Annotated in this window: 20 protein-coding genes and 3 pseudogenes; 14 read left to right on the forward strand and 9 right to left on the reverse strand. The window is 36.2% G+C overall.

The window, feature by feature from the left end:
* Positions 1–227 precede the first annotated feature (227 nt).
* The 6 genes and pseudogenes from DM84_RS00085 to DM84_RS00110 all read left to right on the forward strand — a co-directional run.
* A complete protein-coding gene (locus DM84_RS00085; RefSeq protein ID WP_250777322.1) occupies positions 228–554 on the forward strand; it encodes an ECH_0659 family protein in 327 nt (108 codons plus the stop codon).
* A 161-nt stretch (positions 555–715) separates the two neighbouring features.
* On the forward strand, positions 716–1255 hold the full coding sequence (locus tag DM84_RS00090; RefSeq protein ID WP_250777323.1) for a head-tail connector protein: 540 nt from the start codon (positions 716–718) through the stop codon (positions 1253–1255).
* 79 nt (positions 1256–1334) lie between these two features.
* Entirely contained in the window at positions 1335–1685 is a 351-nt protein-coding gene (locus tag DM84_RS00095; RefSeq protein ID WP_250777325.1) for a DUF3168 domain-containing protein, read from the forward strand.
* Positions 1678–2055 (forward strand): hypothetical protein, encoded by a 378-nt coding sequence (locus DM84_RS00100; protein ID WP_250777326.1) that lies wholly within the window; start codon positions 1678–1680, stop codon positions 2053–2055. The genes DM84_RS00095 and DM84_RS00100 overlap by 8 nt, the downstream gene beginning before the upstream one ends.
* Before the next feature lie 55 nt (positions 2056–2110).
* Complete coding sequence (locus DM84_RS00105) at positions 2111–2887, forward strand: hypothetical protein (protein WP_250777330.1); 777 nt, start codon at positions 2111–2113, stop codon at positions 2885–2887.
* Between the two features lie 149 nt (positions 2888–3036).
* Positions 3037–3336 (forward strand): annotated as a pseudogene (locus DM84_RS00110) (Rpn family recombination-promoting nuclease/putative transposase); the annotation flags it as partial.
* Positions 3337–3382: 46 nt separating this feature from the next.
* On the opposite strand, the gene DM84_RS00115 reads toward DM84_RS00110, so the two are convergent.
* From DM84_RS00115 to DM84_RS00150, 7 genes and pseudogenes are all read right to left on the reverse strand, one after another.
* The gene (locus tag DM84_RS00115; protein WP_250777332.1) at positions 3383–4741 is read right to left on the reverse strand and encodes a DNA recombination protein RmuC; all 1359 of its coding nucleotides are present in this window, start codon (positions 4739–4741) and stop codon (positions 3383–3385) included.
* 111 nt (positions 4742–4852) lie between these two features.
* Positions 4853–5269 (reverse strand): hypothetical protein, encoded by a 417-nt coding sequence (locus DM84_RS00120; RefSeq protein ID WP_250777334.1) that lies wholly within the window; start codon positions 5267–5269, stop codon positions 4853–4855.
* A 66-nt stretch (positions 5270–5335) separates the two neighbouring features.
* Positions 5336–5566: a hypothetical protein gene (locus DM84_RS00125; protein ID WP_250777337.1), complete on the reverse strand. Its 231-nt coding sequence runs from the start codon at positions 5564–5566 to the stop codon at positions 5336–5338.
* Between the two features lie 80 nt (positions 5567–5646).
* Positions 5647–6850, reverse strand: a pseudogene (locus tag DM84_RS00130) (phage major capsid protein).
* A 319-nt stretch (positions 6851–7169) separates the two neighbouring features.
* The gene (gene pyrF / locus DM84_RS00140; protein ID WP_250777344.1) at positions 7170–7850 is read right to left on the reverse strand and encodes an orotidine-5'-phosphate decarboxylase; all 681 of its coding nucleotides are present in this window, start codon (positions 7848–7850) and stop codon (positions 7170–7172) included.
* 40 nt (positions 7851–7890) lie between these two features.
* Positions 7891–9162 (reverse strand): coiled-coil domain-containing protein, encoded by a 1272-nt coding sequence (locus DM84_RS00145; RefSeq protein WP_250777348.1) that lies wholly within the window; start codon positions 9160–9162, stop codon positions 7891–7893.
* Between the two features lie 75 nt (positions 9163–9237).
* Positions 9238–11742, reverse strand: coding sequence for a valine--tRNA ligase (locus tag DM84_RS00150; RefSeq protein ID WP_250777350.1), 2505 nt, complete (start codon positions 11740–11742; stop codon positions 9238–9240).
* Between the two features lie 145 nt (positions 11743–11887).
* On the opposite strand from DM84_RS00150, the gene DM84_RS00155 reads away from it, so the two are divergent.
* The 3 genes and pseudogenes from DM84_RS00155 (at position 11888) to secF (ending at position 14563) form a co-directional block, all read left to right on the forward strand.
* A complete protein-coding gene (locus tag DM84_RS00155) occupies positions 11888–12991 on the forward strand; it encodes a hypothetical protein (protein WP_250777352.1) in 1104 nt (367 codons plus the stop codon).
* An 87-nt stretch (positions 12992–13078) separates the two neighbouring features.
* Positions 13079–13216 (forward strand): annotated as a pseudogene (locus DM84_RS00160) (PD-(D/E)XK nuclease family transposase); the annotation flags it as partial.
* Positions 13217–13681: 465 nt separating this feature from the next.
* On the forward strand, positions 13682–14563 hold the full coding sequence (gene secF / locus DM84_RS00165) for a protein translocase subunit SecF (protein WP_250777354.1): 882 nt from the start codon (positions 13682–13684) through the stop codon (positions 14561–14563).
* Here secF and DM84_RS00170 read toward each other — a convergent pair.
* Positions 14540–15052, reverse strand: coding sequence for a TIGR02281 family clan AA aspartic protease (locus DM84_RS00170; RefSeq protein WP_250777356.1), 513 nt, complete (start codon positions 15050–15052; stop codon positions 14540–14542). The two genes, secF and DM84_RS00170, sit on opposite strands and share 24 nt — an antisense overlap.
* 135 nt (positions 15053–15187) lie before the next feature.
* Between DM84_RS00170 and yidC the strand changes: the two genes are divergently transcribed.
* The 5 genes from yidC to DM84_RS00195 all read left to right on the forward strand — a co-directional run bounded on the left by yidC (position 15188) and on the right by DM84_RS00195 (position 18773).
* Entirely contained in the window at positions 15188–16906 is a 1719-nt protein-coding gene (yidC, locus tag DM84_RS00175; RefSeq protein ID WP_250777358.1) for a membrane protein insertase YidC, read from the forward strand.
* Positions 16884–17312: a 6,7-dimethyl-8-ribityllumazine synthase gene (locus tag DM84_RS00180; protein WP_250777360.1), complete on the forward strand. Its 429-nt coding sequence runs from the start codon at positions 16884–16886 to the stop codon at positions 17310–17312. Before yidC ends, DM84_RS00180 begins: the two co-directional genes overlap by 23 nt.
* Entirely contained in the window at positions 17312–17794 is a 483-nt protein-coding gene (gene nusB / locus DM84_RS00185; RefSeq protein ID WP_250777362.1) for a transcription antitermination factor NusB, read from the forward strand. Before DM84_RS00180 ends, nusB begins: the two co-directional genes overlap by 1 nt.
* Positions 17795–17935: 141 nt before the next feature.
* Positions 17936–18199 carry a translation initiation factor IF-1 gene (gene infA, locus DM84_RS00190; protein WP_250777364.1) on the forward strand — a complete coding sequence of 88 codons (264 nt, stop codon included), beginning with the start codon at positions 17936–17938 and terminating at the stop codon, positions 18197–18199.
* Positions 18177–18773: a Maf family nucleotide pyrophosphatase gene (locus DM84_RS00195; protein ID WP_250777366.1), complete on the forward strand. Its 597-nt coding sequence runs from the start codon at positions 18177–18179 to the stop codon at positions 18771–18773. Before infA ends, DM84_RS00195 begins: the two co-directional genes overlap by 23 nt.
* 16 nt (positions 18774–18789) lie before the next feature.
* On the opposite strand, the gene DM84_RS00200 is transcribed toward DM84_RS00195, so the two are convergent.
* On the reverse strand, positions 18790–21234 hold the full coding sequence (locus tag DM84_RS00200) for a hypothetical protein (RefSeq protein ID WP_250777368.1): 2445 nt from the start codon (positions 21232–21234) through the stop codon (positions 18790–18792).
* Between the last annotated feature and the right edge of the window lie 244 nt (positions 21235–21478).

Raw genomic sequence — 21478 nt, forward strand, 5'->3', positions numbered from 1 at the left:
TTTATTACTAAAGTAGTATCCTGGATCCCAGTGTCAGCTACTTGGATGACAAGAAAGGAGCTACTTGGATGACAAAAAAAAGAGGTACTGGAATGACGGGAGAAGGGGCTACTTGGATGACAGGGGAAGGAGCGCTGGGATGAGCAGTAACATGTTGGCATAAATTTTTTACTTCGGTAGTTTCTTCATTGTCATTATAATCATAATAGTAATTAAGTTGGGTAGGTATGAAAGCTTTTGCAAAAAACCTTAAGAGTAAGGAAAAAAAGCTGGAGGAATTCAACGAAGAAATTGAAGATATAACCACAGTAGCTCAAGATAAATTTGCGCATGAACTTGAAAATATCACATACGATAGCATGCAAAAATTCCGCAGTTTGCTTACTAAGGAGTTAAACACCATCTTCAACAACATTCATTCCCAAAATGTTAACTCGCTGAAATCTAGCCTAGTTGAATATGCTGTAAGTTCAAATTTTATCAATAAAAAGGGAGAAACAGCTTTAATACGCTCTCTCCTCAATGTAGTAGAACATACGATAAAGAACTTATAGCAAATCAAGAGTTTCAAGAACTTAGGGTTGCTACCATACAGATTTGACTTAATATTAAATGCGAGAAATTTAGCTAAGATGAGTTTACCTGTGATTTATTTACAGCATAGATTCAGTGATTGGAATAACAAGTTTTAGTCATACATAAACAGGAGGTTATTATGTCTACTTCACCAAAGACACATGTACAACGTAAACCCAAATCTAAATCTCTTCCAGTTACTTTGGAAGAAGTTAAATCTTTTTTACGTGTCGAGAACTATCAAGATGACAAATTGATCTCAAGCCTCATTTCTGTGGCAACCGACTATGCTGAATGGTATACGGAAAAGTCGCTGGTTAAACAAACGTGGCAAGTTTCGTATGAGGACTATATACCTCATAGGATCTATTTAAACTATGGTCCTGTGAGAATAATAATGTCTGTTACTGCAACGATGTCTAAAAATCAAGAGAAGAGGACACCTAGATATTATTTCAGCGATGTAGGAGGCTACATTGAATTTTTCAGTCATTTGAATGCAATAAGAGTTGATGTTGTGTATGAAGCTGGCTATGACAACGTTCCTGAGCAGATAAAACTAGGTATTATGCAGCATGTTTCTGCTCTTTATAAAAATCGCGAATCCGAAGTGAAGAGCTATTTATCCGAAGTGAAGGGAGTATATTCTCCATTTCGCGAACCACGAGTTGTATTGTAGCTTTTTTTGCCATCCCACCCCTCTGTGTTGACTGTACTTTTAAGAAGATTAATTATGGAAAATTCAAGTTATAAATGAGTTGTACAACAGCATTTATACAGCACTAAAGGCAAACTCTGATTTAAAGAAATACGTTACCAACATTTATGATTACCTACCTAAGCAGGTTACTATTCCTTACCTAAAATTGAGCATAATAAGTTATAGCAACCTTCATATGCTGTCCAATTTTGCTACAAAGGCAAGATTTGCATGCGATATATATACTTATCATATAGACAGTATGTTTTCCATTATGAAGCGTATTAACCTTATACTTGAAGGTTTTGGGACTATTTTGGAAAATAATTGTGCTGTGGATCAGCACGATGAAATTTTACATTCAACAATTAATTTTGACATTTTTATCAAAGGAGGTAACAATGAGTAAGTTACAGCTAAAAATTAAAGATCATGACAATAATTTTGTTGTGCTGAATAATATACGAAACTTAAGGTTTACTTTGCGTAATATCAGAGATATTTCCTCTTTTGGCTGGAGAAAAGTGCTCGATTGTGCTGGGAGCAGACACATTACAATAAAAATTAATAGAATTTTAGATTCTGTATTAGCGGATGAATTATTACGTAATTCTGCTATGCTAAACTCTAATAATGATGATGAAATTAGTTTTAATGCAAAGGAAAAGATAAGGCTTAGATGTTCGGTTGAGCTGTATGAGAGGTATTATGACCCTGCTGCTTTTGACAGTTTCACTGTTGTTCTAGCTAGTGCTGAAGTTGTAACCACCTTTCATTAATGCTAATTTAATCTTTTCGTATACAATAGTAACTGGTGAAAATTTCAACTAAGTTATGGATGACAATTATCTTTTTAAGGAGGGGAGTGAAGAAAATAACGATGATAGAAAAGAGAGGAATTTGAAAAATGAAAATCAGCTAAACCAAGAAGAGCAGCCCAAAGAGAAAGACATAACGCAGTACGTTCAAGACTACTTAAAAGCTTTTGAGGATATTTTAACTCAGATTGACGAAGAAATCGATAATTTAGATAGTTACGAAAGAACTATGCAAGTAAAGCGGAGTATAGATAGGCTCATAGAAACTTTGTATAGTCAGGCAGCGTCTGAAGACATTGGCGCGGAATTTGAAACCACAAAGCACACCCGCGATAAATTAGAATCCAAAAAAAGAGTTATGGAAAAGAGAAGAAAACAAATAATGGAAGAAGTGCTAAGCGGCATGTTCGCCCAGCAACAAAAGGAGCTAATGAACGCTAAACACTTAAGCCATGGACATGAAACGGCACATGATGGAGATGTTCATGAGGCAAAGAGACGAATGAAGTCTTTAATCAAGGGAGTGTTGTTTTCAGTTATTGCTCATAGAATGGACCCAAGAAGGAGAGCAGGAGAAACTGCTGACGATAATGAAAAGCAAGCTCGTATACATGGCAGGGAAGCAGTGGGTGGAGCTTTAGGTGCATTGCTAAAAGCGTTTTTGACTGCGGTTATTGCTGCTGTACGCGAAATTGCCAAGCCACTTCAGCATATGAGCAAACAAGAAACATCCTTTGCAAAGCAAGTTGAAGAAAGCAGAAACACAGATCCACAGAAGGGTCGTTCTATGTAGACTTTTCATATTACTCTATGATCTCTAGCCGTCTTTTACAAAGTTGTAACACTTAAAAATGTGGTTGAAAAACTGTGAGCAATAATGTATAATTATTAATATTTTTAAGCATTTTAGCTGTGGCATTTTCTAAATTTCTCGACCCAAAAAGTGATGTAATAATCAAGAAAGCATATGAAGAGCTAAACAGATTCAATTGGTCGGAAAAAGAATTTATAGCCTACGAGCAAGAGATAAAGCGTATTCGTGATGAGCAGGCTGTCCTCGCTCAAAAACTTGATGATGCCAGAGAAGAAGGTATCCAAGTTGGTGAAAAGAAAGGAAAAATCGAAGTGTCAAGAGCAATGCTGGCTAATAATGTTGATGTTGATACTATTGCCAAGTGTACTAATCTCTCCATTAGCGAGATTGAAGGATTAAGGAATATGCTTCAAGTTGAAGAAAAATAGCAACAGAGAGAACATCTAAATGACAGAAAGTATAATATACTATAGCCTAATCCACCTTCAATTCCTCGGCGTGTAAGCTACGTGGTAAAGACTCCAGTTCCTTTGCAGCATTTAGCTCTTTATTTTTTGCATGTATGCCAAGCTTGTTGAACTCTCGGGCAGCAGGAAACACCCTTGCTTCAAGCGAACCTGCAGTTTTATTGTAATGATCAACAGCACTTTTTAAGCTCCTGCGCAGATTATCAAAATTTTCGCCCATTGTGCAGATGCGCTCGTATAAAATATGGCCTAGTTCACTGATTCTTTTTGCACTTTCGGCTATCATTTCCTGTTTCCACCCATATTCTATTGCCCTAAGCAGTGCGATCAAAGTGATCGGCGTTGCAATAATCACTTTTTTTTCCACCCCAATCTCTATCAAAGCGGGCTCATATTCCAGTGCTGCACTGAAAACCCCCTCCCCTGTGAGGAAAAGCACCACAAGTTCTGGCGTATTTTCAAATTGATTCCAATATTCTTTTTTGCCCAGATCATTTATATGTTTTTTTATTGCCAAAGAATGATTCTTTAATTTCTCCCTTTGTACCTGCAAATCGTTTTGTGACATAGCATCAAGATAAGAATCAAGCGGCACTTTAGCATCTATTATTATTTGCTTTCCAGATGGCATTTTGATTATTAAATCAGGGCGCAATAAATTATCCTCGTTTTTATCAACTACTGACGGCTGAGTAAAAAAATCGCAGTACTCAACCATCCCTGCCATTTCTACCACTCTTTTTAGCTGCATTTCGCCCCATTTCCCTCTAATGTGAGGCTTTCTCAAAGCATTAGCAAGGCTAGAAGTCTGGTTTATTAACGCACCAATTTGCTCCTTTAAACCTTCGTAAGCCCCTACCCTCTCCTTCTCCAACTCGCGTATCTCGCTATCAAATTTTTCTAATTTTTCTCTGATTGGAGTTACAACTTCATTAATCGTTGCTTGTCTTTTTTTGAAATCGTTTTCTGTTTCTTTTAATTTGCCATCAATTACTTCCTTTGCCAAATTCAGAAAATTATTATTGTTCGCCTGCAGAGCATCAAGAGAAAGTGCTTTAAAAGCATTTGTAAGTCTCTCCTCGGCTTTTGTCAGTAGTGCTATTTCTTTTTTCTTTTCCTCGCGTTCTTTTTGCAGAGTTACTTCTAGCTCTGCATTGCTAACTTTTAAACCTACTATTTCTTCGTCCTTATTAGTTAAAGCCTGCTTTGTCTCCTGAAGCTCTCGTTCTAACTTACACAAATTACCCTCAAGATTTGCTGATTTTATCTTCTCCTCACTCAGTTTTCTATTCTTTTTTGTGATGATATAGAGAAAGAGCAATAAGAAGAAAAAATTTAATCCAAAAAATACAGAATTGAAAAGCATCAGAATACAAAAAAATCGTACTCATAATGCTATCTAATTTTTATTTACATAGGAAAGAAAAAAAGGAGCACCTAAAGAGGTGCTCCTTTACGAAGGGTTTTACAGAGATTGTTAACTAAGCACAGGTTGGTTACCACTAACAGTAGTGTATTGTTTTGCTCCTGGACTAGTAGTTTTCGGACTTGGTGTGTTACCATCTTCAACAGTTTTAGGAACTGTAATCGGATCTTGAGATATCTGAATTATACTAATAACTGCATGCTTCTCATTCAAACCTAACATATTTTTCGTTCCTTCCAGCTCACTAGATGAATCTTTACCATCCTGGGATGCTATTGATTCTATACTCAAGAATGCACCCTTGCTATTAGCTTCAATAAGTTTACCACAAGTAATTTGGAATACCTCTCCTTTTTCACATTTGATATATGCACGGTATTTTTCTAATCTATCCTTAATCTCTTTACATTCAAGATCGGTGTTACCCTTACCTATATCAACACTAAAAATCTTACCTATATGATTCATTTGTGCAAACAGTACCAGCTCACTGTTGTCTTCATTAATGCCACCAATAACAGGTGGTTTACCACATCAACTGTCAGCGCTTGGCTGTTCATTACCCAAAGTTTTCGATGGCTTTACTGTCTGTCCCTTAGCGTCTGGAAATTCTCCTTGTTGTGGTGTATTTTGGTTATTAACCCTTGCTTCACTTTTTTTACCACCAAACAACCACTTCCAACCTGACGAAATTTTTCTTGCAATCCACGAAATTCCCGTGCAGTCAGCAACTCGTTTAAAAAACTTTTTTATGTTTTGCCACATATTTTACTCCTAAAATTAATAATAAATTAACTTAATTATTACATAAAAAGTATAACATATCAACTACTTTAGAAAATATTTTAATGTTTTTCTGAGCTTGTGACCTTTAGCAATTTAATAGCACTGGTGTTTATAACCTCTCCGCCGACACGCTTAGTGATAAAAAACCTAACATAAGGCTTATTCGTATAAGGGTCTCTCAGTATTCTCATTCCTCTGCTATCCACGATCTTATAAGCCTTTTTAAAATCTGCTACTGCGATTACCGGCAGCTTGCTTGGCGCAGGTGGCATATCAGCAGATTGATACACTGGTATTCCCATTAAAGTATCTGGAGCTTCAAGTGACAAACTTGGCTGCCAAAGGTATTGACCTGTTTGAGATTTTAGTAGTCTAACATCCTTCAACGTACTTCTGTTCATCAAAAACGATGCATTTTTAGAGTAATATTCATTTAGAGAATAGTATAATATCATTATTGAATCGCTATCCAATTTGTTAGTTTTAACTTGCTCTATTTTATTGTAACTGTTTCCATCGTCATAAGCTAAAATCCCTTTAGGTTGAAAAGTGCCTTCACCTTTAATAAAGGCTTCGTTTTCTTCCTTACTAAAAGTCTCGGCAATCTTTTCCACTAGCCAGCTTTCAACATCAACAAACGCATCATAGAGCAGCTTTTGTAATATCTGTGGCTAAGCGTATAACTCGTAAGTTGTAATGGAAATCTTTTGAATTTTAGGCGTATCTGTATCTTTTGCAAAATCATACTTGGGTTTACTGCCACCATCCTCATCATCTACTGTTTCACCACTCCAACCTGCACTAGCACGGTCACGGTCTTCTATAATATAGTCCAATGTTTCAGTAGAGATTCTTTGACTGGAACATATTTGCCGCATTGGAGACGAGTCTGTTACTCGCTTGTTTATACGTTTTACAATATGCGGAGTAATTAGATATCCTCCAATATCGTTATCATCTCCGCTGAGAGTTTTGCGCGATAAGCCGCTTTCCACTCCTTTGCGGATATAATCAGAAAAATATTTATCGTTCGTGTTAAAATCTGTACTCACTTCTGGACGCTGAGCTGCAAGTTTCGATTAAATCCAAGCGTTTTTTGCAATTATCAATATCACCATTTATCTTACATAGCTGCTCAATCGTTGCAGAGTCAGCTTGCCCTTTGCTTTCAATTTCTTTTAGTCTGCGATCATTTATTAATTTAAATTGCTCCCACGATGAAGCCAATTCATTAACACGGTGAGCGATATCAGTGAGCGACATAATAGCCTCCTTTGAAGATGAAATATGATTACGGTTTGTGTTGGGTGATACCCTAATGCAGTCTATGTTTGTCATTCCAATGCTTGGATTGGAACTTGAAAATTTTTCCTATCATAGAGTATACCCAACGAAGTAGAAAAAAACTTAATTTTTGAGAATATAGACTGAAAAACTATGTGGTGCCACTTACGCAACACCACACACTTATTAAATACTTAACACTTAACTAAGTTAAGTGAGGAAAAATATGAAAGATAATAACACTATACAATGTTCGTTTTTTCATGTCAAGCACTTTTTTAAATTTTTTTTTGCAACCTCAATTAATGAGTGATTTCCATATTAATTCCGCACTATTTGCAGGACTGTCACTTTTTGTAATGGGCCTACCAACTACGATATAATCAGCTCCTGAACTCATTGCTTCTTTTGGTGTTGCTGTCCTTTTTTGGTCATCGTGACCAGAATTTACACGAATTCCCGGAGTAATAATTGTAAAGTCTTTACCACACTCTTGACGCACTTCCTGAGCTTCCAGTGCAGAGCAGACTATCCCATGCAGCCCAATCTTTTTTGCGAGCTTTGCAAACAAAATTACCTGTGATTTCACCTCTTTTGTCACTCCAAGCTCATTTAAATCCTCATTTCCCATACTAGTTAGTACGGTTACTCCGACCAGTTTCATTTTCGTGCCTTTCACTACACTTAGAGCTTCCTTTAGCATTTTTGTTCCACCGTTTATATGTAACGTTAATATTTCAACACCAAGGACCTTTATTGCCTCAACTGTTTTAGCTACAGTATTTGGAATATCATGCAGTTTCAGATCTAAAAAAATTGGTATATTACACTTTGCAACTTCCCTCACTCCAGAAGGACCATGAGCAGCAAAAAATTCTAGCCCAAGCTTTACCATGCCAACCTTACCATGTAGAGCATTAGCTAAGAATACGACCTTATTCAAATCTTGTGTATCTAGTGCGCATATTATTGGATTCATCGTATACCTTCTTGCATAATTTTCTTATAACTCTCTCAGGTTATCGCCTTCTCAAAAAAGATGGATCATTTATTGCATTCTCTAGCTCTAATGTTAGACTAAAACTTCTAGCCCGCATAGCACTTTTTGGCTTTTGCGATACCGAATTCTGTTGATTTATCTGTTTTTGTTTTGTTCTTTCAGGAGAATGGAGTGTATCATTCAACCTTTTTATCTCTGCATCTTTAATGCACTCAAGCTCTTGCAGCTGCTTTACATATACTTCTCTTTGCCTCTTGCACTCATTCTGACACTCTTGCACAAGTTGTTCATTTTCTTTTTTTTGTTGGTCTAACTCACTCTCCAAATCTTCTATACTTTTTGATTGCTGATGTAATATGGCTCGCAGATTTTGTATTTCTGTTTGTTTACTACAACTAGCACGATATGCATTGTCTACTTCCTCTGCATCAACATCAGCATCTTGTTTTACTTTTTCTAGTTCTTTTTTAACACAACTATTCTCTTGAGAAAACCACTTATTTTCACTCTTTAGTCTATCCAATTCTGCTTGCAATTCTTCTTTTTCTTTATCCAATTCTCTATTTTTTGGTTCCCCATATATAATATTCATTTCCCTTTTTAGTTTTGCTATACATTCTTTTTTTTTAGCTAAGTTACTTTCTTCTTCTCGTAACTGTTTATATAAGCGTGAAATTTTGAGGCGCAATGATTTCTTCATTTGTACATAGCGTAATTCCTTCATTTGTCTACAACGCAACTCTTTTACTTGTTGTTCACGGTGTGATTTCTTTTCCTGTTTATAAGGCGCATTTATTATCTTTTCAAATTCATTTACCATTCTGCATAATTCGGCTATACGATTCGTTTTATCTTCTAACTTTTGCCCTAAGGATTCTTTTTCTTCAGAAAGATTATCTTTTTCAGCTTCTAACCGAATTACTTCCTCATTTAATCCTCTTGCTCTTTTATCTAAACCTTGATTTTCTTTCGTCGATTCATTTAATTGGTTCCTTAACTCCCCTATCTTTTTATTTGCAGCTTCTCCAGCTTCTTTTTCTAAAGACATTTTATTCTCTAACCTTTGCTCTTTTTCAGCAAATTTACTTCTCTCAACCTCCATTCTCTTATTACTACTAATTGCTTTACATAAAAGCGCAATCACCAAAACAGACAACGTAGCCAAAGCAAGAATTAGAGGGAAAGGTATTTGAGAAGTTACAGCAAGCACTAAGGATGAAATTAACGTAAGAGTAGCTAAAGAACTAACTACAAGATAAGGTAAATTGGCTTTTTTAAACAAGTTACTCATTATTTTTCCCATAAAAAGGCAATAATGGTTGCGTATTCTTGTTGAAATTCCCTTGCCTGCGGGAGAAAATGCTTATCATAACTCCGCACCTACGGTAAATTTTCCATTTTCTGTTGTAAATCCTGTTACATCCTCACTCCACTGTATTACTTCAGCATTGCAAACCGTTTGCAAATCATCCTGCGCGGATTGATTCAACCTATCCTCTCGTATGTTCGCTTTTATCGTCAATTTTTTTATCAAACGCTTAACTGATACATTATTATCTGCCTTTATTTTCCTCACAAGATTCAATATCTGCACAGAGTTGTCTCCCATTTCTTCAGAATGCTTGTCATAGACAAGTTCTTCTTTACTTGGCCAATTGCTTTGATTATGCACAGAATTATAGCTATACAACTGGTGGTATATCTCTTCCGTAATATACGGCAGAAAAGGTGCAAATAATCGCAAAATGATATTTAACACATATGTCAAACCCTGTTTTGCACTCAAGTTTGCTTCACTGTTTATCCCATCCCCATACGCACGTTTTTTCACCAGCTCTAGGTAATTATCACAAAAATCTTTCCAGAAAAACTCCTCTATTGCCCCCAAAGCTTCGCAGTATTCAAATTGCAACAGGTTGTTCGTTGCTCTATCTATCACTTTGTATAACTTGGACAATATCCATTTATCCATCGTCTCACTGATGGAATTTATGCTTACCGTTTGGTGCTTTTCCATGAACATGGAAACAAACTTGCTGGCATTCCAAAGTTTTGTAACGAGGCGCTTGCCAATTCTGAATATATTTTCAGAGTAAACTGTATCAACTCCAAGCCTTGAGTTTGCTGCCCAGTAGCGTACTAGATCAGCCCCATAGGTCTCAAGTATTACATGAGGAGTGATGACGTTACCCTTTGATTTACTCATCTTTTTTTTATCATCAGCTAAACACCAACCACTGATCATGATATTTTTCCATGGCAGGGAGTTTGCATGGTAATGTGCCTTCAAAATTGTATAAAAAGCCCAAGTTCTTATTATCTCATGGCTTTGGCTACGTAGATCTGCAGGAAATATCTTGTCATAGCGATGATTCGGTAAGTGAAGCTCATTGTTTACTGCCAGTGCACTTAGCTGAGGAGTAATCGCACTTGTGGCCCAAGTGTCCATCACATCTTGATCTGGGATAATCTCTTCCTTACTATACCCTGTTGGCAAATCCTTGAGTGGATCTATAGGCAGATCCTTCACTTCAGCTAGAATGATTTTGCCTTCTTCTCCTTTACGTTTTGAATACCACACCGGAAATGGCACACCAAAATAACGCTGCCTTGAAATGCACCAGTCCCAATTTAGCCCTTCTATCCACACTTCCATGCGTTTACGCATAGTAGCTGGATACCAATTGCATTTCTTAACTTTATCTAATACTTTAGCTTTTTCTTCCAAGGTCTTGATAAACCATTGATATGTAGGCAGTATTTCAAGCGGTGCACCAGATCTTTCTGCACACTTTACAGAATGAGAAATGCTAGTGCTCTCTATCAAAAGCCCTTTTTCACTCAGGATTTCAATTATTCTCCTTCTTGCTTCTTTAACCTTTAGTCCATTTAGTACACTACTTGTCATCCCAGTAGCCTCTTCTCTTGTCATCCCAGTGCCTTGACACTGGGATCTATTGTTATCACAGACTAAATCTAGACTTATCCTCCCATCCTGATCGATGATAATCTTCATCGGCAAATTATGCTTTTGCTGCCAATATATGTCGAGCTCATCACCGAATGTACAGCACATAACCAGTCCAGTGCCCTTATCTATTTTGACCTTGTCATCAGCTATAATTGGAACTTTTTCCTCTGTTATTGCTACTGTAGCTGTTTTTCCAATTAAATGAGTGTAGCGTGTATCCTCTGGGTGGCAAAAAACTGCAACGCATGCTGGAATCAGCTCAGGGCGCGTAGTTGCAATTTTGATCTGCTCATTTTCTTCAGTGGAAAAAACTATCGTGCTTAAGGACGACTCAAAGACTTTGTCCTCTATTTCTGCTTGCGCAATTGCGGTTTTGTCAACCGGGTCCCAAAGGATGGGTTGCATTTTCCTGTATGCATACCCCTTGTTATACAGATCAATGAACGACATTTGAGAAAGCGTCACAGTTTCCTTGCTGATCGTGTGATATTCCAAACTCCAGTCATAACTAATGCCAACTGATTTAAATAATTCCTTGAATTCCTGCTTTGATTTTTCAATAACCTCGTAGCACATCTCTATAAATTTTTCTCTGCCAACTTCTTTTGCACGGGTTTTATAGGTTTGTTCGACCAATCTTTCAGTGGGGAGCCCGTTATCATCAAACCCAATTGGATAAAACACATCTCTCCCCAGCATGCGCTGAAACCTTGCAATAAAGTCCGTGTGGCAATAGCTGAATATATGACCGATATGCAATTTCCCCGATATCGTCGGCGGAGGCGTGTCTATAGTGAAAGTGTTGCCCTTTTCACCATTCCATTTATAAATTTTGCTGTTTTCCCATAATATGTTGTTCTTGGCTTCAATTCCTTTAAAGCTGTATTTTTCTTCTAACATAAACATCCCCCCATGTTAAGTTCTAAGTTAACACAACTAAGTAAAGACGGCAATTTCAATGTGTTTTTATGCATGACAAATATTACTTGACCTTGGGCTTTAAAGGTATTATGTTTAGTATTATTATTTAATACTGGCGTTTATTATGCCTAGTGAAACAGAACAAGGAAAAGTACAAGCTAAAATACGGCTCATCACAAATGAAAGCGGAAGTGAGCAAATACAGCTCATCATCCCACAAAGCCAGTACGAAAAATTTCAAGAGTATAAAAACATAGGCAAGAATGGTAAAGTAATTGATCAGGAGTTTTATGCAGGTCTTACGTTAGAGAATGGATACCTATATATTACTGGTTCTTTTAACTTACAAACAAAAGTGGAGGAGGATGTACATCTGTCTATAAGTTCGGTTGGAACTCAAAGTAACGAACAACCCACTGCTAATCTGCAAGAGATGAAAGAAAAGTTGAGCTTGAATGGTAAATCAGAGGTTGAGGTAAATATATCTAAACATTTCATAAAAGAATTAAAAGATAATGCTGATCAGTTACAAGATCAATTGGACACAGCTAAGAAAGAATTGCAAACTAAAACACAAGAGTTAAAAGCTGCAAAGGAGGAGGCTGAGCAGGAAAAAACTACCCTAGAAGCTCAATTGGCTCAAGCTAACACAAACCTAGAAAATGCAAAGAAGGAAGCTGAGAATAAACAGCAAGAATTACAAACTCAAATACAAGAATTAGAAGCTGCAAAGCAGCAGAAAGATGAGTACATTGCAACGTTGCAGGACGCAAACGAGTTAGCCAAGAAGTTAAAAAAGAAAGACAATCAAATAGAAGAACTGAGCGTTCAAGTTGATCAGCTAAAGCAGAAAACACAAGTATTGGAAGCTACAAACGCTGAAGTTAAGAAGTTAAATACAGAATTAGAAGCTCAAAAATCTCAAGTCCAGCAGTTACAGAAGAGAAACAAAGAACTAGAAGCTCAAAAACAACCAACTGAGCAATCAAAACAATCAAAAGCTCCAACGTATACTGCTGTTGTTGGTGTTGGTCTTGCTACTGGATTGGCAGCATTTACTGCACTTGATCGTACAGTGAGATTAGATATGTGGATAATGGTTGGTATAGCACTAGCATCTGCATTGGCAGTTGGTGGTATTACATACTTTGCACTCAAGCCTAGTACTCAAGTGAGTGAAACACAAGAACCACAAAATGCAAATGTGAAAGATTGTTGCAAAGCTTAACACAGTTTATTGAGCCATAGTAAGCTAAAGATATAGTTGAATAATTGTTAATAATAATGTATAATTATTAATCTTTATCTCAGTATTATGGCTCTTTCTAAATTTCTCAACCCTAAAAATGATGTAGCATTTCGCCGTACCTTTGGTACTGAAAAAAACAAAGATATTCTTGTTCACTTTCTTAATGATATCTTGGGTTTTACTGGCAAGAATGAAATAAGAGATAGAGTTCTTCAGCATTCGCGTGAAAACGAGCAGACTTCCATTTGGTCCCTCGTGACAAGAAACTTTGTCAACAACTTAAGATAGGAAAGCAGATGATTACAAGGAAAACTGTAAGTGCACATATCAACAACACCGAAGCATGGAACCAGTTACCATGGAAGAAATGCTAAAAAGTTGTTGTGAGGCTACAAAGATGTATTGTTAAGGCTGTTCAACAAGAAAGATGGGGTAAAGTAAAGGCTTTACAGCATCTCTGGGACCATACAGCATGCAAGTTCACAAAAAAAGGTTATAAAAAGAGTTAAGGTTGAAGTTGCACAGAATCTGCTTAGGTTAGGCGTCTCTATCGATGTTATCTCCCAAATAACTGGCTCTTATTAGCTGATGAAATTGCATGATTCCTATCACAAAATAAACTAGTGAATCTTTTGAAAAGTGTATAAAATTTAAGTTTAAGCAAAGAACATGGCAGTTAGACTTATTCCAGATAACCTCGATATCAAATTTAGTAAATATAGAAAGTTGACTGCACTCATTAGTATTATTCTGGTCATTTTTTCGATGCTCACTGTTGTGCTACGAGGGGTAAATTTAGGCATAGACTTTACAGGTGGAATTTTGATGGAAATAAAATCTTCGAGCGAAGATCATGCTGCTCTTGATGTATTGAAAGAAAATGGCTTTACGGCGCAGAGTTCAAAAGCAGGTGACAATTTAGTCATGCGTTTTAAAGAGGAAGGAGATGAGGATAAAATTAAAAAGATAAAAAGCATACTAGAAGAAAAGCTAGGTGGCTCGATAAGCTATCGTAAGATAGACTATGTTGGTCCACAAATAGGCTCAACACAGATATTTGAAGGAATATTATCCATGTTGATTGCTATTGTTGGAATATTTTTCTACGTTTGGCTCAGGTTTAATTGGCAATGTGGGTTTGGTGGAATAATCGCACTGGTTCATGATGTGATTTTAACCGTCGGTTTTATTAGCTTGACTGGCATTGAGTTTAATATCTCATCAGTTGCAGCTCTTCTCACTGTAATTGGTTATTCAATCAATAATTCAGTAGTTATATATGATCGAATTCGAGAATATCAAAAAAGTGGTGAGGACAGACACATGAGTGAAATGGTAAATGCAAGTATTAACGCCACATTGTTTCGCACTGTCTTAACCTCGGGTACGACCTTGCTCGCTGCTCTTCCTTTGACATTAATTTGTACAGGTGCAGTTAGAGACTTCAGCTTGATTATCTTTTTTGGTATTGCAATTGGCACTTGTTCTGCAATATTTATCTCTGCTCCTATATTGACCTGCAGAGCTTTAGTAAGCAGATTCACGGTATAATATCAACTTATTATCTCTGATAGTGAAGTGAAAGTATCTCAGGAAACTCATTCCAAGTAATGAATGGGACATAGAATGAGTATTAACGCTGGCCTGTACGTCATTGATTAGAAAGTTTCCTATTTTAACTTGAGGTATTTGAACTACTCCAGCTCTTATTTGACCTTTTGCAGTTTCATATATTTTAAAATCTTGAATATTCTGCAGATTAATACCAGCATTTACTGCATCTTTTTGCGATAGAACAATATCGGTTGCACCGGTGTCGAGCAAGAACGTTATGTTACGACCATTAACTTGAGCTTGAATATAAAAGTGTCCATCATATGATTTCGTAAATTCAATACTTCCACTATTTTTGATCCTTCCCTTATATGGTAAAAAAGTGCTGAGAAATCTGTTGCTTAGTTTGTCTCCTTGTGAATCGATAAACATTGCGGTGATAACTATTATCAGTAGCCAAATAACTAGATTTTTTACCGCGTTCATATTGTTAAAATTTGAAGCTATTAAAATAAATTTTAAAGATTAGCGTTAAAAGTCATTATTAAAAATAAGTAAATTTTATTGTTTTAGTACAGTATTTAATATACACTTTAAGGAAATGCATTTAGCTTAAATTTTATGTCAGAAGCAAGAAATCTAATTTTGGCAGCTGTCCTTTCAGTGTTAATTATGGTATCTTGGCGTGTTATTTACGATAATTTTCTTAATACAGACCAAGGCCATCCATCAATTGAAAATATTGAACACATAGAATCTTTTAACGACCTTGCTCCTATAATACACCAAAACCGTTCCGAAATTATTAATTCTACTCGAGAACAAAGGATTAGCTTAACCAATAGTATGGTTAAAGGATCGATTTCTTTAAAAGGTGCCAGGTTTGATGACCTAATTTTAACTAATTACCATCTAGAACCACATTCTTCTTCTCCGCAGGTGATCCTACTTTCACCTGCGGAATCAGAAGATGTATATTTTGCAGAATTCGGGTGGCTGGATCCAAGTGGTAAAATTAAAGTTCCAGATTCCAAAACGGTCTGGCAGGCAGATGAAACTGAACTTACTAATCAAAAGGCAATCAATTTATTTTGGGATAATGAAAATGGCATTTTATTTAAGATGAAAATTAGCCTCGACAATAACTACATGTTTAAAGTTGAGCAAATTATTGAAAATAATACGAAGGATAATGTAGTCTTGGTCCCTTATGGTAAAATTAACCGTAAGCGTGATAATATCAACGAATCCTATTGGATATCACATGAAGGAGTAATAGGTGCATTTGATAACAAGTTGGAGGAATGGACATATAAAGACGTTGCCAAGAAACACCTAATAAAAGCAAACACAAATGAAAAGAATTGGTTTGGTTTTGCTGATAAGTATTGGCTTACAGCTATCATACCTGAAAAATCTGATAAAATAAATGTAAGCATTAAACATACGAACGTTAATAACATTGATAAATTTCAAGTAGATTTTGTTAAGCCTTACAAGAGCATACTTCCTGGCGCAAGCGTTTCTAATGTGAATTACTTTTTTGCTGGAGCAAAAAAGTTGAATTTGCTGGATTCTTATAAAAGTACTTTAGGTATACCTTTATTTGACAAAGCTGTAGATTTTGGCGTTCTTTACTTCATAACCAAGCCAGTGTTTTTACTTCTTGAATACTTTAACTTCGTTTTGAGAAATTTTGGTTTAGCAATATTGTTGCTGACTTTAGTGATTAAACTTTTGATGCTGCCTTTATCTAATAGGTCGTATGTTTCAATGTTCAAAATGAAAAATTTGCAGCCTGAAGTGGCTCGTATAAGAGAGTTATATAAAGATGATAGTTTAAGACAGCATAAGGAGATAATTGCATTGTACAAAAAAAACAACGTAAACCCAATGTCGAGCATTCTTCCTATGATGGTACAAGTACCGGTGTTTTTTGCTTTGTATAAAGTATTATTTGTTACTATAGAGATGAGACACACTCCTTTTTATTTATGGATTAAGGACCTTTCAGCTCCCGATCCAACAAACATTTTTACATTATTTGGGTTATTTAGTTACAATTTCCCTATTTCTATAGGTATTTTGCCTATAATTTTAGGTGTTACCATGATAATTCAGCAGAAGATCAGTGAAAAAGATCAGATCAACAGAGATGATGTTCAGGTGAATGTTATGAGATTTTTACCTTATATTTCCATCTTCATTTTTTCCTCTTTTCCTGCAGGTTTGGTAATATATTGGATATTCAGTAGTGTCATGACTTTAATTCAGCAATCATTAATAAAGTTATTTTTAACAAGAAAAGGAGGGGTAAATGTCGAAAATACTAATAGTTAATTCAATTTACTATACTGAAATAGCAAACCTTTTACTTGAAGGTGCAACCGATAAATTAAAAGACAGCAGTGCAAGTCACGATGTAATTGAGGTTCCCGGTGCATTTGAAATACCAGCTGCAATTCTTTTTGCTGCCGAAAGTGGAGCTGTTAATTATGATGGTTATTTAGCTCTTGGGTGCGTGATTCGTGGTGAGACTGATCATTATCAATACGTTTGTAAAGGAGTAATCGAAGGCTTAAATGAAGTTGTTATGCGTTATGCGGTACCTCTTGGTATGGGTGTCATTACCGCTGACGGCAAAGATAAAGCTTTAGTAAGGGCTGATAAGAACAGAAGGAACATCGGTGGCCATGCAGCTTCAGCCGTTTTGCACATGATAGATTTATACAAAAAATTAAGCTGATGGAGGAGGAACCTACAGACAAGGGATGGCGTATGAGAAGAAGCGCAGCAAGGTTTCTTACTGTGCAAGTTGCTTACTCAAATATTTTTATAGGTTACGACAAAAGCATTTTTGAGCTGGAAAATTGTGAGCTTAGGAACTATGTAAACAAGTTAGCAGATATATTTGAATGTGAGGAGTTTGATTACCAATTCTTAGAGAAGCTGTCATGTAAGGTAATAAAAAACAGTGAGGAGTACGATAAGATAATAGAGCATTATTTACATCCAAGTTGGTCTCTTTCACGGTTAAATCTCTTAAGCTTATCAATTTTGCGTGTTGCAATGTGTGAATTAGCTAATTTTGATACACCAGTTCCAGTTGTTATTAATGAATATACTAACATTGCATCTGATTTGCTTGATAAACCAAGCGAAGTTGGTTTCATTAATGGACTATTGGACAAGGCAAAAGATACAGTTAAACTAAATAAAAGTACTTGACAGGTTTTTTGATGGCATGTTGTTACCTGCACTTCGGGCAATGAGACAGGGGAGTTGAATGACGGGAGTAGTACAAAAGGTCTTTTATATTCTTTAAGATCTGTGGTAGACTGACAAAGGTTGTTTAATTATAAATAGCAAATGGTAAAAGACGAGAAATCGAAAACAATTTTTGAGGTGGAAGGGGCAGTAACTGCTTTATTAACTGCAGCAGAATTTATAGTGAAGCTAGACAACGAACATGAGATCATTTGTCATCTATCAGGAAAAGTCAGAAGAAGTAAAATACGCATTGTTATCGGAGATAGAGTGTTGGTAGAGATGAGTATTTACGATAGGAATGCGAAAAAGGGTAGGATAATTAGAAGACTTAAAGGTACAAGTGACAGAACAATCTCTAGATAGTCTTATTCTTGCTTCGTCATCAGAAAGGCGTATAGCCCTACTAAAACAAATAAATATTAAGCCAGGTTTAATTTTGCCAGCAGATATAGACGAAACTCCTTTAAAAAAGGAACTTCCAAAAGATTACTCAATCCGTATGGCAAAGAGTAAAGCTGAAAAAATACAAAGCTCAAGCCCAAATTATTTTGTGCTCGGTGTTGATGCAGTTGTTGCTTGCGGTAGAAGGATATTGCTCAAAGCTGAAAACGTTGAGCAAGCAGAAAAATACATTCGCTTGCTATCAGGAAGGAGGCATAGAGTATACACCAGTGTGTGCCTATTAACTCCCAATCGGTCCAAACAGCATATTAGAACTGTAGTTACAATAGTGAAATTTAAACGTCTCAGTGAACAAGAAATTAAATATTATTTAGCATCAGAAGAGTGGAAAAATAAGGCAGGGGGATGCAATATACAAGGTCTTGCTGGAATGTTCGTATTGTTCCTACGCGGCTCCTACTCTTCTGTTATAGGGTTGCCATTACATGAAACCTATTGTTTGCTGAGTAATTATTTTAACCTCAATAACAATTAGTTGCTTTCGTCCCTAATTAGCGGTGGCGCTGGTTCTTGTCAGCATTTTCTCGTTCTGCTAATTTTTTTTCTAACCATCGATGTATAGGTTTATCATGTTTTATTTGTTCCAGGAATGGATTTTTTGAATTTGTAACAGGAGTTCTCGCGATTTGTCGTGCCAGTCTTTTTAATCCTCTACCTGGTTTTTCCAATGCCTCTCTTAACTCGTTCATTACTTGGTCAGCCGAATCAATAGGTTGGCCACCTGGTTCATTACAAACCTTGTTAGAACTTATTTCAATTTTTTCCTCAGCTTCAAGCTCTCTATTTAACGTTTCCTTAAATTCATCGTTTCTACTTTCAGGAGCTACCACTGTTTTTATATCTGCTAAGCCGTCTTTTAGCAACCCAGCTTCTGTTAGGTGTTTTCTAGTTTGTGAACTAATGTAGCGTGCTTTAGGGTTGACTTGTTTTAACCCATAGCTCTTTTGACTTAATCTTTGTTTAAGCTCCTCAAATGGAGTTAGGTCATTTGTATGGTGAGATTGAGTTTTTTCTTGTGTATCAAAACTAACCTTTTTAATATCCTCGTCAATTTTTCTATAATTATTTAACCTTTTTTTCTTCCACTCTTCTAATGCTTCTTTTGTTTTTTGAAAATTGCTCTCTTCTTCTTCAGGTTCCTGGCCACTTCTATAAGAACCTTTTTGTAATTGAGTGTCACCAACATATTTATTTTCACCAGTACTAGTTGGAGGTAGAGGTTTGCTATCATCACTCTCTCTTTTCTCTATAACATTACCTTGACCACTTTTTTGGGATAATTTTTCCTCTAGAACATCTAGATTTTGATTATTTTCTTTGCCTTCAATTTTATCCTTTAGCCAATTACGTATAGGATTATACTGGCTACCTTTTTCTATTTTTTCTAAGACGTTTTCTATGAATTGTTTTTGCGCCATATCAGTTGCGTTAGAGCTTAATTTATTTTGCCCTTGGTTTACAGACTTAGTAGAACTATTCTCTCCTTGCTCATCGAAAACATTTTTCTCGAGTGAATTAGTTCTAGGTGTTACTGGTGGAGGGGTTTTCTTGTTCTGAGAACTTCCTTCAAAAAGCGATTGAAGGTTATAAACTCGACCTTCAGAACTTTCTTTTCGCGCTGCTTGTCTACGCTCGCGCTTTTCTTTAGCTTCTTGAGAATTGATTTCATTATCAAAATCTTCACTATATAAGAATTCAGCTTCTGCTCTTTTCGCAAGAATCGAAGCTACATCATCTTGCAGTGGTGGTTTATCTCCGGTATTACCTGACTTCTTAGCACCTTCAGACTTAAATGCACCTGCAACTTTTTTTAATGCAACATCCTGTGTTGGTGGCGCAAGCGTAGCGCTTTTTACTTGCAGGGCTTCCTCAGCAACTGTCTCTTTTTCTCCAGACGCAGTGTATCCAAACGTGGTGAATGTAGGGCTGTCATACCGTTCATCTTTTTGCCTATTATCTTGATTATGGATTGCAGGCTCGGCAGAAGTTTGCTCACTGACAACGTTTCCTTTAGGTGGAAGTGAACTAGTTCTAGGTAGCGGTGGAGGAGGAGTTCTTTTGTTCTGAGAACTCTCTTCTTGACTTTCGTAGCCTAAATCACTTTCACTATCAGACCGTGATATAATGGTCCGAGAACCAACTCCTCGATTCATATGAGTAGCTTGAACGCCAACATCTCTACTAACATTAATTCTTGTTGTAGTTTCAAATGATTGACTGTCTTTTTGCATCTCATTCGCTTGTTTTTTTCCTTTTTCCCTGAATTGTATTTGGTACAAGAATAAACCACCTATTTTTACATCTTTGTTCGCTTGTAACTGAGCATCAGTAACTCCATTACGTTCAATAAGGTCTACACCATCTTTATCAATATTAATTTTGATAGTACACTTTTCCCCATTCATATACCAATTTAGCGTTATTTCATATGAACCATCGGTTACGACATAATGTCTTATTTTTCTTCCTTCTTCCTCGGCAACAAAACCGTGCATTCCGCTCTTTCCGTCGCTATGCAGGGTTGAAAATCCAGAGATTCCATTTTTCTGACAAAAATCACTATTTAAAAATTCGCTGATTTTGAATTCTTTTTTATTGTCTTCCAGCGTAATACTTGCGTGGTTACCGTATATTTTAACACCATCCTCCTTAACACCACCTTCAATATAATCTTTCAACCTTTTTTGAACTTCTCTTTCGAGCTCTTTTCTAGCTTTCTTTATCTTGTCGCATTCCTGAAGAATAAACTCATAAGCTTTATTTTTGTTTTCATCCTCATTCCAGTTAGGGCGTTCTATTAAAAACTTTACTGTGTTAAAACCAACCCTAGCGTTATAAATAGGATCATTTTCCTTTTTTGTTTTATCAAATAAAGGAAAAAATTCTTGAATGCGTTCATTATAAATGTGTTCCTGTTGTATATTTTCAGCGTTCATATTCTTCCTCACTAATAACCCTCTGCCTTTAGCTTGTTAGCTAATATAATTATTATGGGAATTAGTTGAATTTTTATTAAAGGAGGTTGCATCCACTACACAGAAAGCGGACAGACAACAGTGAAAAAAAGCTACCCAATAGAAACAAAAAAACTACTTGACAACCCTCGCTGTTACCCTTATTACAGTACTGAAGCTATTTGTTTAACTTCCCAATCTGTACAGGTTAAAATGACAAGAAAAC

The organism is Wolbachia pipientis, assembly GCF_023661085.1.
Classification (GTDB): domain Bacteria; phylum Pseudomonadota; class Alphaproteobacteria; order Rickettsiales; family Anaplasmataceae; genus Wolbachia.

What these genes read in the sequence shown, in the direction of transcription:
- pyrF (WP_250777344.1), bottom strand. Translation starts at nt 7,850, where the DNA reads ATGAATCCAATAATATGCGCACTAGATACACAAGATTTGAATAAGGTC.
- yidC (WP_250777358.1), top strand. Translation starts at nt 15,188, where the DNA reads ATGTCAGAAGCAAGAAATCTAATTTTGGCAGCTGTCCTTTCAGTGTTA.
- DM84_RS00120 (WP_250777334.1), bottom strand. Translation starts at nt 5,269, where the DNA reads ATGAATCATATAGGTAAGATTTTTAGTGTTGATATAGGTAAGGGTAAC.
- nusB (WP_250777362.1), top strand. Translation starts at nt 17,312, where the DNA reads ATGGAGGAGGAACCTACAGACAAGGGATGGCGTATGAGAAGAAGCGCA.
- DM84_RS00085 (WP_250777322.1), top strand. Translation starts at nt 228, where the DNA reads ATGAAAGCTTTTGCAAAAAACCTTAAGAGTAAGGAAAAAAAGCTGGAG.
- DM84_RS00155 (WP_250777352.1), top strand. Translation starts at nt 11,888, where the DNA reads ATGCCTAGTGAAACAGAACAAGGAAAAGTACAAGCTAAAATACGGCTC.
- DM84_RS00180 (WP_250777360.1), top strand. Translation starts at nt 16,884, where the DNA reads ATGTCGAAAATACTAATAGTTAATTCAATTTACTATACTGAAATAGCA.
- DM84_RS00170 (WP_250777356.1), bottom strand. Translation starts at nt 15,052, where the DNA reads ATGAACGCGGTAAAAAATCTAGTTATTTGGCTACTGATAATAGTTATC.
- secF (WP_250777354.1), top strand. Translation starts at nt 13,682, where the DNA reads ATGGCAGTTAGACTTATTCCAGATAACCTCGATATCAAATTTAGTAAA.
- infA (WP_250777364.1), top strand. Translation starts at nt 17,936, where the DNA reads ATGGTAAAAGACGAGAAATCGAAAACAATTTTTGAGGTGGAAGGGGCA.
- DM84_RS00100 (WP_250777326.1), top strand. Translation starts at nt 1,678, where the DNA reads ATGAGTAAGTTACAGCTAAAAATTAAAGATCATGACAATAATTTTGTT.
- DM84_RS00090 (WP_250777323.1), top strand. Translation starts at nt 716, where the DNA reads ATGTCTACTTCACCAAAGACACATGTACAACGTAAACCCAAATCTAAA.
- DM84_RS00115 (WP_250777332.1), bottom strand. Translation starts at nt 4,741, where the DNA reads ATGCTTTTCAATTCTGTATTTTTTGGATTAAATTTTTTCTTCTTATTG.
- DM84_RS00105 (WP_250777330.1), top strand. Translation starts at nt 2,111, where the DNA reads ATGGATGACAATTATCTTTTTAAGGAGGGGAGTGAAGAAAATAACGAT.
- DM84_RS00125 (WP_250777337.1), bottom strand. Translation starts at nt 5,566, where the DNA reads ATGTGGCAAAACATAAAAAAGTTTTTTAAACGAGTTGCTGACTGCACG.
- DM84_RS00145 (WP_250777348.1), bottom strand. Translation starts at nt 9,162, where the DNA reads ATGAGTAACTTGTTTAAAAAAGCCAATTTACCTTATCTTGTAGTTAGT.
- DM84_RS00150 (WP_250777350.1), bottom strand. Translation starts at nt 11,742, where the DNA reads ATGTTAGAAGAAAAATACAGCTTTAAAGGAATTGAAGCCAAGAACAAC.
- DM84_RS00200 (WP_250777368.1), bottom strand. Translation starts at nt 21,234, where the DNA reads ATGAACGCTGAAAATATACAACAGGAACACATTTATAATGAACGCATT.